The following is a 15,228-nucleotide window of genomic DNA, read 5'->3' as shown; positions in this document are numbered from 1 at the left end:
AGCTTCTAAGCTTTCGGGTAAAAGCTTTATTGCTTTCTCGGAAAAGCTTAGGTGCTTTTCAGGGCATATTCTTGAAGCTCACAAAGAGAGTCGTAAATCTTCGGTGAAAGAGAGAAATCGCTCGAACTCATCGAAGAGCTTCTTCGGGGTGACGTGGGCATATCGTTCCGTGGTTTTGATGCTACCATGCCCCAACATTCGGCTCACGGTTTCGATGGGGACACCTCGTTCCAACGTTATGAGTGTGGCAAAAGTGTGGCGACCGACGTGAGCCGAAAGTGGAACAGCGATGCCCGCTCGGAGTTGCAAAGCCTTGAGTTGAGCAAGGTAAACTGAATAGGCAACGGGCTCAAAGAGCGTGATTCGTTCCTCTGACTGATACCGCTCTATCAAACGCACCGCTTCGGGCAGAAGCTTCACACGACAAAGTGTGTCAGTCTTTTGTCTGCGGAACTTCAGCCACCATGCCCCTTCATCATCCGTAAAAAGATGCTCCCGACCAAGGGTAACCATATCGCAATAGGCAACGCCCGTGAAACAAGAGAAAACAAACAAATCTCGAGCTGTCTCTAGTGCCGATTCGTGAGCATCGAAAGTCAAAGCCCGCAACTTCTCCAATGATACCTTGTCCAATGCACGAGGCACTCTGTTCTCGCCTCGCTCTATTTCTACTTCATCGAACAACAAGCGGTCGATAAGTCCCTCTTGATACGCCAAGCGGAGAATCTTCTTGGAGTACAAAGCGATTCGTCTGTAACCGCCTTGCGACAGCCCCGACACGCCCTTGATATAATGTTCCAACTGCGAGAGGAAATCATCCCCAATCTGCCCGAAAGCGATGTCCGAAGAGTGGAACTGATGAAGGATGAAGTGTTGCAAATGCTTTCGAGTCGAGCGATAGGCATACAGCGAAGAGGCTTTGATTTCCACCCCGACCAATTTCTCCATCTCTTCAAACATGCGGTCGTATCGTTCCAAGAAAGTCGTCTGACTCTGCATACTCCCCTGAAACAGCTCCTTGATGTCCGTTGCCGTAAATACTGTACTTCGTTCCCAAAGTCTCCGATAAGCCGAATGCACCGAAAGGAGCAAACGATCCAACTTGCCATTCGTAACCACTGCCTCATGACTCTTGCCGTTCAATCTGCTCTCACGAGCGTTCCACAAATCGGGTTCGCATGAAAGTTTGCAACTGAACTGCGCCATGGTTCGCCCGTACGTTATCCGCCCCATGATTGGAGCTTGCCCCGACTTGTCCAATCCGCTCTTTTTCAGGTAGAGCAACACCTTGAATTTGTCTCTTCGCATACGCTTCTGTTTTTATGGGCAAAGTTACCCGTTACCGAAGCCTTCTCTGTTACGCAAAACATTGTGTCATAGTGCATCAGCACCGCAGAAGAGAAAAAGTTCAAGACCGACGAAACCCTCTTCGGTTACCTTCTTTTACCTCACCGTTACCAATCAACGAATCGACTAATGATTTGGTAACGGAACTTCTGCATAAATCCACATCTTCTGCTCTTTACACTCCAATGCAAACCATCGCAACACTCCGAAAATCCCTCTCATTCTCATCCACTTACCCTCAATCGGCTCCCCAATGCCCTTTCCTCGAATAGTTCCGCAAGAAAATTTATCGGAGTGCGCACGAAAAAATATTTTCTTGCGCACGAATTTTTGCTCTCTCCCCTGCAAATAAAAAAAAGCCCCCCCAACAGGCCACAAGGAGCCTCCACAAAGAAACAGCTCTCTAAAGGGACAGTTTTATACAAAAGAAGTATCAAAGAGAAAAATTATAATTCACCCCAAGGGAAAAACTCATCAGGTCTGGATAACCGGGAACGAAGCTCCCTACCACATCCCAATGAGAGGAAATAGAATAACGGTAGTCGAACTCTCCCGCATACCACAAAAAGAGGTACTGGAACTTGTCGCCGGACACTCCTTTGAATAAGTTCTGATCTCTATATCCGTCTATATTCAACCAGTTTTTCCTGAAAATCAAAGTCGGACCTATACCTCCCCAAACTTGATGCTTTCCCAGTTTCAGGATACGCCCCCGCAAGCCGACATGAACAAATCCGCCCAACTGCGCTGCACAGTCGGAGTAAAGAGCAATAGCTGCTTTGGAGGAGAGGACGTCTGCCCAAAGCATTCGTTCGTAAGAAATAATTGCACCTAAGTTTTGCACCCAATAGGCATCCCTGTCCAATCTCAACGGCATGATAGAAGCATTCTCTCGCTCTCCATGTGGATGCCAACTCAAACCAAAAAATCGGAGTCCGACCCTATTCATCCCAATGGAGTCGAACGCAGCTTCCTTTTCACCCGAACCTCCAATCCGTGCCTCCGCCATGTTTAGAGAGAGGAAGTAAAGTAAGAGACTAAAAATCCAATGCCATTTCATCGCCCATCTTCGCCACTATCACCTGCGAAAATATGTATTTATAAGACTGTTGCATAACACGGCTCTTGCTGCTTATTTTCGACATTCGGGCCTGGTCATATATGACAAGTATATTCTCTGCACTCTCAATCCCAATTTCGAGGTTACCGCATTCTGCAAAGTCAACAAAATGGCAAGTTATAACTACCGTTTTGAAACCTACCCAAAGGGCTCATTTATGCCATTCGAGTTCGATAAGAAGGATTGATTTGTTACAACCGGATGCAGTAATCAAGGGGAGATTGCATTATAGAGGTGGAAGATGGATATAACTGGCCGGAGGGCGTTCATGTGGAATTCTCGAGGGTGAGCGAAAGCTTGTTTCAGTAAGGTTCGGACGCCCGTATAATGGTCTCAAGAAGGCGAATGCAATAAAGAATAAATCGACAAAAACAACCGACAAAAAACACAACTGCTATTTGGCAACAACTTTCTTAACATATTGCTTTATCTTTGAGAAGTTGAATCCAATAGACCATAATGAGGAAGATAGGAGAGCAAGATTTGGCAGAGCGTTGCAAAGCCGGGGAGCAGGAGGCTTACCGGACTTTATACTACGACTATGCCCCCTCTCTACTTCGCACGATCTGCCGGTACATAAGCGATACGGATACGGCCAAAGACTTGCTACACGACACTTTCATCAAGGTATTCGACAAAATCAATGGATTTCACTATCGCTCGGAAGGTTCCCTCGAAGCTTGGCTCAGCAGAATTGCAATCAACGAAGCCCTGATGCATCTACGAAAGGGAAACAAGTGGGCAGACTATCCGGTAGAGCTTTTGGCCGATGAAAAAGAGGAGGAGAGTGAGCCAGACAGCGATGAAGTATCCGCCCTCAGTTATGAGCAAATACTGGCTATGATCCACAAACTACCTCCCGGATACAGAGCCGTATTCATTCTCTATGTGATAGAAGGGTACAGCCACAAACAAATAGCTGAGACATTGGGCATAGCCGAGCACTCCTCTGCATCTCAACTGAGTCGAGCTCGCAAATTGCTTGCAAAAGAAATCACTCAAGCCAATACAACAAAATAGTGTCTAAGAAAGATATACATCAACGAGACTGGCTAAGCCGAATAAGAGACAAAGCCTCCGAGGCCTCTCCTCCTCCTCTTGATCTGGATGAGGGATGGAAGGCGTTGCAAACACATCTGCCAGCTCGTAAATCGAGAAGCATACGTTTGTGGTATGGAGCTGTAGCAGCGGTGTTCTTGGGTATTGGATTGGCCGTATTTATCCTGCTGAGACGGACTGAGCTGCAGCCCGATCTCCATACAACGCTCGCCATGCAGAGGGAGGATGCCACAGGAGAGGACAACGATAAGGGATCCGACCAAGAAGCCACTGCCCAAGCCTTTGATATGATGCAATCTCTCACTTCTCTCCCGAAAGGAAGCAGGAGTATTTCGGGAAAAAGCCGTGCAAATCAAGAAATGCAGACAGGCATGCATATTACCGAGTCGTCACAGCCGGAGACAGCCAATGAGTCTCCTCAAGCGACAAGCAAAGAAGAAACAGGATGCAAAAAAAATGAGGAAGAAAATAAACAACCCTCAGAAGAATCCACCTCTCACAACAACAGCAAGAAGACTGATTTGCGCAGCCATAAGCCTCTACCCTCCTTATCGAATATGGGAGGATACCACTACCCCAAACAGAACAACCAAAAAGTACTACTCGCAGCATATGTCTCTCAAGGAGGGGCGACCTCACTACCCATATCGAAAAGCAGACGACAGTACGATGTTCCGCCTACGGACTATCCCAGCAATCCATCTAACGATATGGACAACAGTGTTACTCCTCCGGGATCGGACTCAAACTCGACCGAAGGAGAGGGAGAAGACAAAAATCCCGCGGCACAAGCAAACAACGATGCTGCAACCGAGACCTTACAACATTCTTTACCACTCAGCTTCGGATTGAAAGTGGATATCCCTCTTTCTTCTCGTTTGGTGCTGGAGAGCGGTTTGGTCTATACTTACTTGTATAGTTCGAGTTCAAAAGGAGAATCGCAACACCTGCACAATATAGGGTTCCCTCTGGGTGTAAATTGGCATTTCCTTTCCTCTCCAAAGTGGCATTTCTATTCGGGCATCGGAGGGCAAATAGACAAAACCGTCCGAGCAGAATATGGAAAAGAAACGCTATCTCAACACCCCTGGCAATTCTCCGTCTATGGCAAACTGGGGCTGTCCTACCGATTGAGCAACTCTTTATCCTGCTACCTGGAACCCGTTTTGGGTTACTATTTCGACAGCAGATCTCAACTCCAAACCATATACAAAGCACAACCGCTTGTCTTCTCGGTATCGGCCGGGATCAGCTTCGCCATACATTAGGTAAGTAGCACAAAAGGAAAGTTGCTCAAGGCAAAGGCGGATACGATCCTTTCGGGGAGATTCTCTCCATAAGTGTGTAACCGACAGAGAAACGTAGCGTATCAACTGATAGCCTGTCGGCAAAGGCCGACAATTCGGCAGGAGCAGAAAGCAAACTGGCACGGGACAGCAGGCGAGGGCTATACATATCGGTATAAGCATCACCCATATTATATCGAAGATTGCTCTTCTCTCCTGTTATAGAATCTTGCTGCATATCTTCTGCGTTAACAAAATCGACTGCGATTTGGTCTATCGAATGAATTTGAGGCACCGGAGCTGTAGGGAAGTGATAGAGGTAATAATTTCTCACCCAAATATCTTCTTGCAAATAATACTGGGCATCGGGGTGATGTAAAACAAATTCGGCTTGCCCTCGAATCGGCTGCAAAGAATAGAAATGAGAGGGGAAGAGAGCCAGAGAGAAGTTCCACAAAACAAGAGAGAAAGCCAAAGGGCGAAGAGCATACAGCCAGCGACTCCGGCGAGCAAAAGAGAAGAAAAAGAGTAAGAAGGGGAGCATGGTCATAAATTCAGCATTCGCTCCGGCCAAAGCAGCAAAGCCAAGTTGCAGAAAAAAGATCAACAAGAAGATAGAAGCACAATCACGCCCTCGACATCGTCCCCTTCGTGCCACGAACTGAAGATGAATTTTCCGGCAACGCAAATAAGCACTCAAAGCACTCAAAAGCATCCACAAAGCTCCGGCAACTCCGATTGTCCATAAGGGATAATGCTTTAGGAACGGGATGATATAGCCATGTAGCTGGTAAAAAGACCGGGCAAGATTTGCCAAAGAAAGAACAAAGAGTTTGGGGGATAGAAACAAACCGACTTCGGGGTGCAAATAGTAGTCATAGAAAATATAGATCAACAAGTTAGGAGCTTCGGTATAGCTGTCTAAGCAAAAACAGAAAGCATAAACCACAGGGACTACACTCCCTCCCAAGGCATACAGTAAAGCGGTACGCAGCCGTTCCTTCGGGGTACCAACGAGCAAGTAGCTCACCCCCAAGCCCAAATACCAGAAGAAATAGATCTGGTGAAACAGACAGGCTACTGCCATTAACAAAGCAACCCACAATGTCGACCAACGAGAAAAACAGGAACTGTCCAACCGCTGTTTGAGCCAGACATCAGTAGCCAACAAAGCCCAGAAAAGCGGGTAAATATAGGTTTCTGCATCCGTAGCGAATCGTACAAAACCATAACAGCTACCAAGCCCCAACAACGCAAAGGCAACAGAGTAGCGAGGAAGGCTTGGAGGCAAGTCTCGGTCCGTGTGTATATCAGGTTCGACGGAAGAAAGCAATCGGGAGATAATACGGGCACTCATCCACAGACAAAGGCCTGCGCCTATGGCGTTGAATGCACACATCCACTCTAATATCCAATCCGTACCTATGAGACAGCCAAACAGATGGCTTGGCACATGGTACAACAAGTGATGAGGAGAGAAAATCTCCGAACCCTCCCGCATATAACGAGCATAGGCCAACGAATCCAAAGTATTATTGGCAGAGGGGAAAAGCAGATAGATAAACGTAAAAAGGAAAGTTACACCAACGGCAGGGTCTATCTGGTCTATGTAATGCTTCAACCGTTTCATGTGGAGGAGATTTTTGCATTATCGGAGAATCAATAAACTACACAAGGGAGCTATGCGCAAGACTTCTTGCTACACCTCCTTCGGTTTCTCATGATATGCTCATTATGCGGTAGTCTTTTTATTTTTTGGGAGAGAGAAAAATAAAGGAGGGGACCACCCGTCTTTCTCGACACGGCAGCCCCCTCCTGAGTTGAGTATCTCAAAAATAACCCGACAAAAAAACGGGAGCGATCAAATACTTAAAAATCCGAGCAAAACCCCTGCTGCCACCGAACTACCGATCACACCCGCCACATTAGGTCCCATGGCATGCATCAGCAAGTAGTTGGTAGGGTCATATTCAAGACCTACCACCTGTGAGATACGAGCACTATCCGGCACAGCCGAAACACCGGCATTACCGATAAGCGGATTGACCTTCTGATCTTCTTTCAGGAAAAGATTCATCACTTTCACAAATAGAACTCCCGTACAAGTGGCGATCACGAAACTCAAAGCCCCCAAGGCAAAGATCTTAATCGAACTAAAGGTGAGAAACTGTGTAGCCTGTGTAGAAGCCCCCACGGTCACACCAAGCAGGATTGTCACCGCATCAATCAATGGTCCTTTGGCTGTATCTGCGAGTCGCTTAGTCACCCCAGATTCTTTCAGCAAATTGCCGAAAAACAGCATTCCCAACAAAGGGAGCCCCGAAGGAACCAAAAAACAGGTAAGCAAAAGCCCCACAATCGGGAAAATAATTTTCTCGGTAGTACTTACAGCTCTGGGAGGCTTCATGCGTATAAGCCGCTCTTTCTTATTAGTCAGCAGTTTCATGAAAGGAGGCTGGATGATCGGAACTAAAGCCATATAGGAATAGGCCGATACGGCTATGGCTCCCATCAAATCCGGGGCTAACTTGGAGGACAAGAAAATAGCCGTAGGACCATCCGCCCCACCAATGATACCGATAGCACCGGCCTGATTAGGCTCGAATCCCATCAGTAGAGCTATGATATAAGCCCCGAAGATACCAAACTGAGCAGCTGCCCCAATAAGCATTAGCTTAGGGTTGGAGATCAAAGCCGAAAAATCCGTCATCGCCCCAATCCCAAGGAAAATGAGTGGCGGATACCAGCCTTTGGATACCCCTTGATACAGGATATTCAACACCGACCCTTCCTCATAAATACCGACTTGCAAGCCGGCATCTTTGAAAGGGATATTACCGATAAGGATACCAAAGCCTATCGGTATCAGCAAAAGAGGCTCAAACTCATATTTGATAGCCAGAAAAACAAATCCCAGCCCCACGAGTATCATCACCAAATGCCCCCAGGTGGCATTGACAAAACCCGTGTAGGAGAGAAAGACCTCCAGATTCTCCAATAAGAAACTACCGAAGCTTCCCATCGACTTATCCTATGATCACGATGTCCGTACCTTCCAAGATAGAGTCGCCCTTAGCTACCTTGACCTCTACGATCTTGCCATCACGGTCGGCATTGATCGCATTCTCCATTTTCATGGCCTCAAGGACAGCGACTTTTTGCCCACGCTTCACCTCATCGCCAACTTTGACGCAAATATCGATGATCACACCAGGCAGTGGGGCCTTTATGCCGGCACCTCCGGCAGAAGGAGCTGCTGCAGGTGCAGTCTTTGCCGCAGCAGGAGCAGCCGTGGTAGCCGGTCTTTTGATTACCGGTTTAGAGGAGGCTTTCTTCTTTTCGCCAATAATATCCACCTTGAAAGGTGTACCATTTACCTCCAACTCGGCTTTGTCTCCATCCAAACTGTTTATGGTAACCTTATACTCGTTACCATTGATTTTATACTTATACTCTTTCATGGGTTTATTCTACTGAAATAGTTGGTAATGAAGTGCAGTAATTAATATCTCTGAGGCTGCTTGAGCATCACCTCTGTCTTGAGAGTCCAGGCTGATGCAATTGTAGCCCGCCGAATAGTCAGCTTGGGATTTTCGTCATGTATATCATAGCCCTCTTGATGGAGAGCCATAGCAATGGCTGCGTAAACCTCCGCAGAGATGTCCTTGCTCTGCTGTGCTTTGGCAGAGCTACGCTTACCGGTTGCTTTCTTTTCAGTTTTCATATTCATCTTGTTTTACTTGTGATAGCCTACCCTCCTCTCGGGCATACGCCTGAGATTATGCACCTTGGAGCTCCAAGGCGAATACTTACGCTCTACCCTGTCGATAGTGATTACTGTATCTTCTTCATCATGAACGCTATCCAACTCAGCTTTGAGGGCCAAGGCTATGGCAGCCAAAGTTTCCCCCGGTATAGATACCATCTCAGGGCTGACCGCTATAGCTCTGTATTTGCTCCCCGCAGCACGAGTACGCGAGATAGATATAGCCTGTCTGCCAATGAGTTTGAAGGCAAGAGAGAGACTCAACAAAGCAAGAAAAACCACCAACATAGCTGTAACAGTCATGATAAAACCATTGGTATCCTCTCGTTTAAGTCGCTCTATTTTCTCGTTGGAGTCGAGTGTCACGTTGTTAGTACTCGGTGTCACTTTTTCCAGGATCGTCCAGCCCTGCTGCCCATCGAGGCTCCCGTGCCCATCCACCAAACGCCCATAACTGACATCCGGTGTATTGGCCGAAGTCGGCACCTCTACGCGGTCTATGATGGTGATCCCATCAGCATCCACAAGAGCAACAAAGTTTGGCTTGTCCTGGTCCAGGGTAAAGTTGAGGTGAAAAGTCCCTCTGTCGGCTCTACCGTCAGCCCAAAAGAGCAAATGCTGATGAGGCGGTATGCGAGTCTGCACATCGCCCTTGGGTATTGGGTAAAGTTTGAGATTATCGGGGTCATTGGTCAGATAGCAACCTTTGATATCCACGGTCGCAGCCGAAGTATTGTAGATCTCTATCCACGAACCATGCTCGCCATAGCCGTCTATGAAATTGGATTCATTGACTACCAACAGCTCATTGAGTCTGAGCTGAGTAGCTTTTTGCCCCCACAACTCAGGCAGACAAAAAACTGCCAAAATCGCGCTTATCAGTAGTAATCTGTTTTTCATCTGTGTGGCGAGCCCACAGAGGGACTCTCGATCTAAAGTTTACAGAGGTAGGTTGTCGTGCTTTTTGGCAGGATTGGACATCCGCTTGGTACGCAACTGTTCCAAAGCACGAATAACTCTGAAACGGGTATTACGCGGCTCTATCACATCGTCCATATAGCCATAAGAAGAAGCGTTGTAAGGGTTGGCAAAAGCAGCACGATACTCCTCTTCTTTCTCCATGGCTGTACGAGCCGGATCTTCGCTTGCAGCGACATCCTTTGCGAAAATAATCTCCACAGCTCCGCTCGGCCCCATCACGGCAATCTCAGCAGAAGGCCAGGCGTAATTGAGGTCTCCGCGCAGGTGTTTGGAACTCATCACGATATAAGCTCCTCCATAGCTCTTGCGCAGTGTCACAGTAATTTTGGGTACTGTGGCCTCGCCATAGGCATAGAGCAACTTGGCTCCATGGGTAATCACACCATTGTATTCCTGTCCTGTACCCGGCAAGAATCCCGGTACGTCGACTAAGGTTACCAAAGGAATATTAAAAGCATCGCAGAAGCGAACGAAGCGGGCAGCCTTGCGAGAAGCATTGCTATCAAGGCAACCAGCCATAACCATTGGCTGATTGGCCACAATCCCCACACTCATACCATTGAAGCGAGCAAAACCAACAATAATATTGCGAGCAAAATCTTGATGTACTTCGAGGAACTCTCCATGGTCTACGATAGCTCCGATCACATCATACATGTTGTATGCACGGTTGGGCTCGTCAGGAATTATTTCGTTAAGACTGTCTTCTAATCTGTCGACAGGGTCCTTACACTCTACAAAGGGAGCCTCTTCCATGTTGTTTTGAGGCAAGAAGCTCAGCAAGTGGCGGATGAGTCGGAGACCATCATCTTCGCTATCTACACCGAAGTGAGCCACACCACTCTTAGTTGTATGTACGGATGCACCTCCCAGATCTTCTTGAGATACATCTTCTCCGGTCACGGTCTTCACTACTTTGGGGCCAGTGAGGAACATATAGCTGGTACCACGAGACATAATCGTAAAGTCCGTGAGAGCCGGAGAATACACTGCTCCACCGGCACAGGGACCGAAGATCGCAGAAATCTGAGGTACGACTCCGGAGGCCAAGATGTTTTGCTGGAAAATCTCGCCATATCCCTTCAAGGCATTTACCCCCTCCTGAATACGGGCACCTCCCGAGTCATTGAGACCGATCACCGGGGCACCCATACGCATGGCCAAATCCATTACCTTACAAATCTTCGAAGCCATCATCTCGGAAAGAGCTCCACCAAAAGCGGTAAAATCTTGAGCAAATACATAGACCAGACGACCATCGATCGTTCCACTACCGGTCACCACTGCATCACCGAGGAACTTGGTCTTCTCTATACCGAAGTTTGTACAACGGTGTTGTACAAACATATCTATCTCCTCAAAACTACCCTCATCGAGCAGGAGGGCAACACGCTCCCGAGCAGTGTACTTACCTTTCTCGTGCTGCTTTTCGATACGCTTTTCCCCTCCACCCAAACGGGCTTTCTCACGGAGCTGTATCAGCTCCCGGATTTTGTCTAATTGATTACTCATAGTTAATATCTAAGACTATTATTGATTCATACATTGATATTGGTGCCAATCTCGACCTTCAGGCCAATCTCCTAAATCCAATCGGCCCAACCACACAGACGAGAGAATTAGTGCTTATCCTTGCAGTCGCAAAGTTCGGTAAGCACTCCACAAGTACTCTTGGGGTGCAAAAATCCGATATTCAGACCTTCAGCTCCCTTGCGAGGCTTTTCGTCTATCAGTCGGACTCCTTTGGCAGCCATCTCACTGAGAGCCTCTCCGGCATCAGGCACAGCAAAGGCGATGTGGTGAATGCCTTCGCCACGCTTTTCTATAAACTTTGCTACCGGACTGTCTTCGCTTGTGGGCTCCAGCAATTCGATCTTGGTTTGCCCGATCTGGAAGAAAGCAGTCTTAACCTTTTGGTCCACCACTTCTTCTATGGCAAAACATTTCAGACCAAGGATATTTTCATAATAAGGCAATTGTTCCTCGATACTTTTAACAGCGATACCGAGGTGTTCGATGTGAGTAAGATTCATAATCCTAAAGTGTATTTATTAGTTATGAGGTATTCTTGTGGTCGGGTGCCTATCGAACCCGGTCCAGTCCGGATTCATTGCACAAACGTCACAAATGTATGAATTATCCGAGATAAGAAAGAACAATAAGCCCCTTGCTCAAAATAAGTGCATAAAACATTAAACAGTCTCGATACATCACCGACTATTCGAAACAAAAGAAAATAAATAGGAATTACTACCGAACAATTGAGATACATTATTTTCGTCCTCCCCCATAGATCCGAACGAAGTTTCTCCGATAGAAAGAGCTCACAGAAAATACTGTTCGTTTTTGCTTCTCAGTCGCACATTAGTATGTGGATATGTGTAGAGCGATAGGAGCTTTTCTTCTACAAAGGCAGACGAAGCCAATAAATTCGTATAATTGCAGAATAGTTGCGTCGAATGTACCACACAAAATAACCAACAACCAACATACGTTTTGCAGATAAAAATGAAAAATCTAACTGGAAAATTGCTGTTGAGCTCCATGCTAACAGCAACGATCAGCCTGGGGTCTATCTCGGATCTTTCTGCTCAGGTGAGCTTTGCAGGCCAACCGAAGAGCTTTAGTACCCCCGAGCGGATGAGCATGCGCTCGACCAGCGAGGTTACTCCGCTAATCACTCTGAAACAGACAAAAAACATCGATGACTTGATGGCCCAATCGAATTGGGACAGCGAATTATCGACCCGCCCTTACTACATTGGAGAACGTATAGCCACTTCCTTAGATATGGCCAAGGACGGCGAACAAATCCGTCTCCAAGACGGAACAATCATTTACCGTCTTACAATCCAATCCGACGGAGCCAAAGCCCTCTACCCCACTTATAGCCAATTCTTTATTCCCCGTGGAGGCAGACTATTTGTCTACAACGAAAGTCGCAGCGTAGTCAATGGAGCTTACACCTACGACACCAACCCCGAAGGAGGTCGATTTGCTTCAGAGCCGGTACCGGGTGACAAGATCGTACTGGAGTACGAGAGCAATGTAGCCGGGGAAGCCCCACAAATCACCGTTGATGGTTTGGTGTATATCTTCCGTGACCAGATAGCAAAATGGTTGGATGTCGATCCGGGCGAAAATGCTTCGGACTACCCATCCTGCATGATCAATGCCAACTGCCCGGAAGGAGAAGCCTACTACGATCAAAAGGCCGGTATCACACAGATATATATAACATACGATGATGGCTCTACAACTTCTTGCTCAGGCACCCTGCTCAACAATACCAAGCAGGACTTCACTCCCTACATCATCACTGCTGCACACTGTGTGGGATCGGGTGAAGTTTTTCCTCTGAAGCAAACGTCTCTGGACCAGTGGATATTCTCTTTCCACTATATGAAGCCGGGTTGCTCCAACAGTGCCACAGCCAGATACTATGCCAAGAGTATGGTAGGCTGTACAAAAGTGGCCTACCTGCCTACTAATAGTTACTCCGACGGTCTTCTTCTAAAACTAAAACAAGAGATCCCAGCCGATTACCGAGTATTCTACAACGGATGGGATCGTCGCGGAGGAGTTCCTCCTCACGGAGTAGGCTTGCACCACCCAATGGGAGACGCTATGAAGATTTCTATATTCGAGGAGGCCCCGACCCTTTCCTACTGGAAAGAACCTTTCTCCGGCATCTACGGAGCATCGAAAGCTCACTTTAAGCTCTCCTTTACTACTGGTACCGAAGGTGGATCTTCTGGATCGTCCCTATTTAACCCAGAGAAACTCGTGATCGGGACACTCACAGGGGGGGGCGAAGCCTGTCAATTCCGCAAAGCGGATGACTTTTATGGCCGTATGAATGCTCACTGGGACTGGTTCAAAGACAAAGGAGAAGATCGCCAGATGGGTACTTTCCTCGATCCCGTAGGCAATGGAACGGCCGAGACTCTACAGGGGATATACCGGAATGATATGAGGTATTTCTATCCTGTGTATATGCTCAATGCTGCAGCTGCCAGCAGTGAACAAAACAAGATTATCCTGAAATGGAATGCTCCCTCTGGAGCAGATTTGTCCGGTGCAAATATCGAGTATCAGGTGATGCGCAACAATACACAACTGCCCGCCTCTGTTAAGCACGAAACCGGCAAAACCTATCTGGAATACATCGACCAAGTGAGCCCGGAAGATGTTATCAATGGCACTGTCTCCTACCGTGTCCGCGCTATCTATACCGACAAAAATGGCACTGTAGAGACGGCTTGGTCTCCCAAAACCTCTGCCCTGATAGGAGAACTGACTAAGACAATAGACCCTCAGGTAGAAAAAACAACTGAAGGCTACAGAGTAAGTTGGAAAAGACCTGCACACTATGCAGAATGGTCTAAGATCGGCTACACGGAAAACCCCGAATACCTGCCCGTACCCGTAGAACACTACAAACAAGATCCGCAGGTTCCCGATCAGCTCAAGCACCTGGTTTATCGTGAGACTTGGCATATCGGCTCTTCTCTAAACGATGTGCAAAACGAAAGTGAGGCCCTATACGTTGTACAGTATAATGTAATGCCGACCAAAGCCGGTAGCAAACTCTATACTTACATAAGAGAAGGTTCCAGAAAAAAGTCCCAACCGGTTGTAGTAGAGTTTAGTGTACCCGAAAATTGGAAAGCCGGTGAATGGGTATCTGTCAAATTGCCCAAACCGTTGAAGATAAAACCCTATTCTATTGTGTTTGTCGGTTTTCAAACAGACAACACAGAGCAACCGAATGCAATCTGTTATCTGAACGGTTCGGCTGACGAATTTGCAGTTGCCGAATCTTCATATTTCTTCAATCCCTCCACACACAACTACGACAGGGGATTCTACACCTTGGAGCACTCCAAAGTCAAAACATTTGGCAATAACTATCTGGGTATCAGACTAGTACTTTCAGACTCAGAAATTCCTCTGGAAGCTCCGGTCAAAGACGTCAAGTGGGGCACCAATGGCTGCTTCTCCTTCCCTAAAATCAAGCAGTATGTTATCAAACGTGATGGCGAGGAAATCGTTAGAACTTCTGCTTGTGTCTACACCGATAAGACCAACACCAATCCCGATGCCAAATACACGGTAGAGGTTGTCTATACCGATCCTATCAATACAGTAGATGTGGAAGGCCTCAATCCCGATGCTGTACAAGTCTTCCCGACCTCTGTGGAAGACTATGTAAACGTGCAAAATGCATCCAAAGCTCAACGCATACAATTGTACTCCATGGATGGTCATATCGTAAAGGCTTGGGATAAGATCTCCGATGCCGAACATCTGGATCTGTCCGAATTGCCTGCCGGTAGCTACATCTTCCGCATAGATATGCCCGGCAATCCTCTCGCTGTAAGAATTATCAAACGGTAAGCAAATCCTCTTTTGCGCTTAACAAATAGTGCAACAACTGCCCTATGGGACTACTCAATGTAGAGAGTTCCGTAGGGCAGTCTTTTTTATGAATCGGGAAATTTTCCTTCTATAGAGTTGAAGGCACCCTGCAAAAGTAAAATATCGCCCGGTGTATGGTAAAATTTAATCAAAAAAAAAAGGAGGGGAGATAGGCTTCCTATCCTCAATATAGATGTGTTTTTTTATTTACAAGATAAACATATACCTTTGTCGACATCGCAGATAAC

The 15,228-nt window shown here is 47.1% G+C and carries 12 protein-coding genes; 3 read left to right on the top strand and 9 right to left on the bottom strand.

Going from position 1 to position 15,228, the window contains the following annotated elements; genetic code table 11:
* Positions 1-78: 78 nt before the first annotated feature.
* Together B5D48_RS01825 and B5D48_RS01815 are read right to left on the bottom strand one after the other, a co-directional pair.
* On the bottom strand, positions 79-1,308 hold the full coding sequence (locus B5D48_RS01825) for a site-specific integrase (RefSeq protein ID WP_023938041.1): 1,230 nt from the start codon (positions 1,306-1,308) through the stop codon (positions 79-81).
* Positions 1,309-1,780: 472 nt separating this feature from the next.
* Positions 1,781-2,407, bottom strand: coding sequence for a hypothetical protein (locus tag B5D48_RS01815; protein ID WP_023938499.1), 627 nt, complete (start codon positions 2,405-2,407; stop codon positions 1,781-1,783).
* Positions 2,408-2,926: 519 nt separating this feature from the next.
* Here B5D48_RS01815 and B5D48_RS01810 point away from each other — a divergent pair.
* A complete protein-coding gene (locus B5D48_RS01810) occupies positions 2,927-3,487 on the top strand; it encodes an RNA polymerase sigma factor (protein ID WP_023938496.1) in 561 nt (186 codons plus the stop codon).
* A complete protein-coding gene (locus B5D48_RS01805; RefSeq protein ID WP_023938494.1) occupies positions 3,487-4,794 on the top strand; it encodes a porin family protein in 1,308 nt (435 codons plus the stop codon). The genes B5D48_RS01810 and B5D48_RS01805 overlap by 1 nt, the downstream gene beginning before the upstream one ends.
* A 25-nt stretch (positions 4,795-4,819) precedes the next feature.
* Here the strand turns inward: B5D48_RS01805 and B5D48_RS01800 are convergent, their stop codons facing one another.
* From B5D48_RS01800 to mce, 7 genes are all read right to left on the bottom strand, one after another.
* On the bottom strand, positions 4,820-6,442 hold the full coding sequence (locus B5D48_RS01800; protein WP_023938492.1) for a hypothetical protein: 1,623 nt from the start codon (positions 6,440-6,442) through the stop codon (positions 4,820-4,822).
* A 231-nt stretch (positions 6,443-6,673) separates the two neighbouring features.
* Positions 6,674-7,834, bottom strand: a complete 1,161-nt coding sequence (locus tag B5D48_RS01795) for a sodium ion-translocating decarboxylase subunit beta (protein ID WP_023938490.1) — start codon at positions 7,832-7,834, stop codon at positions 6,674-6,676.
* Positions 7,835-7,838: 4 nt separating this feature from the next.
* Positions 7,839-8,273, bottom strand: coding sequence for an acyl-CoA carboxylase biotin carboxyl carrier protein subunit (locus B5D48_RS01790; RefSeq protein WP_023938489.1), 435 nt, complete (start codon positions 8,271-8,273; stop codon positions 7,839-7,841).
* A 41-nt stretch (positions 8,274-8,314) separates the two neighbouring features.
* Positions 8,315-8,536: a hypothetical protein gene (locus B5D48_RS01785; RefSeq protein WP_023938487.1), complete on the bottom strand. Its 222-nt coding sequence runs from the start codon at positions 8,534-8,536 to the stop codon at positions 8,315-8,317.
* A 12-nt stretch (positions 8,537-8,548) separates the two neighbouring features.
* A complete protein-coding gene (locus tag B5D48_RS01780) occupies positions 8,549-9,478 on the bottom strand; it encodes a lamin tail domain-containing protein (protein ID WP_036887371.1) in 930 nt (309 codons plus the stop codon).
* A 39-nt stretch (positions 9,479-9,517) separates the two neighbouring features.
* Positions 9,518-11,071, bottom strand: coding sequence for an acyl-CoA carboxylase subunit beta (locus tag B5D48_RS01775; protein WP_023938484.1), 1,554 nt, complete (start codon positions 11,069-11,071; stop codon positions 9,518-9,520).
* Between the two features lie 107 nt (positions 11,072-11,178).
* Positions 11,179-11,592 (bottom strand): methylmalonyl-CoA epimerase, encoded by a 414-nt coding sequence (gene mce, locus B5D48_RS01770; protein WP_023938482.1) that lies wholly within the window; start codon positions 11,590-11,592, stop codon positions 11,179-11,181.
* Positions 11,593-12,067: 475 nt separating this feature from the next.
* Between mce and B5D48_RS01765 the strand changes: the two genes are divergently transcribed.
* Positions 12,068-14,959 (top strand): T9SS type A sorting domain-containing protein, encoded by a 2,892-nt coding sequence (locus B5D48_RS01765; RefSeq protein WP_042120536.1) that lies wholly within the window; start codon positions 12,068-12,070, stop codon positions 14,957-14,959.
* Positions 14,960-15,228: the final 269 nt, after the last annotated feature.

Origin of the sequence: Porphyromonas crevioricanis (assembly GCF_900167225.1) — a bacterium.
GTDB lineage: Bacteria > Bacteroidota > Bacteroidia > Bacteroidales > Porphyromonadaceae > Porphyromonas > Porphyromonas crevioricanis.
This window is presented reverse-complemented; position numbering and strand designations above follow the sequence as displayed.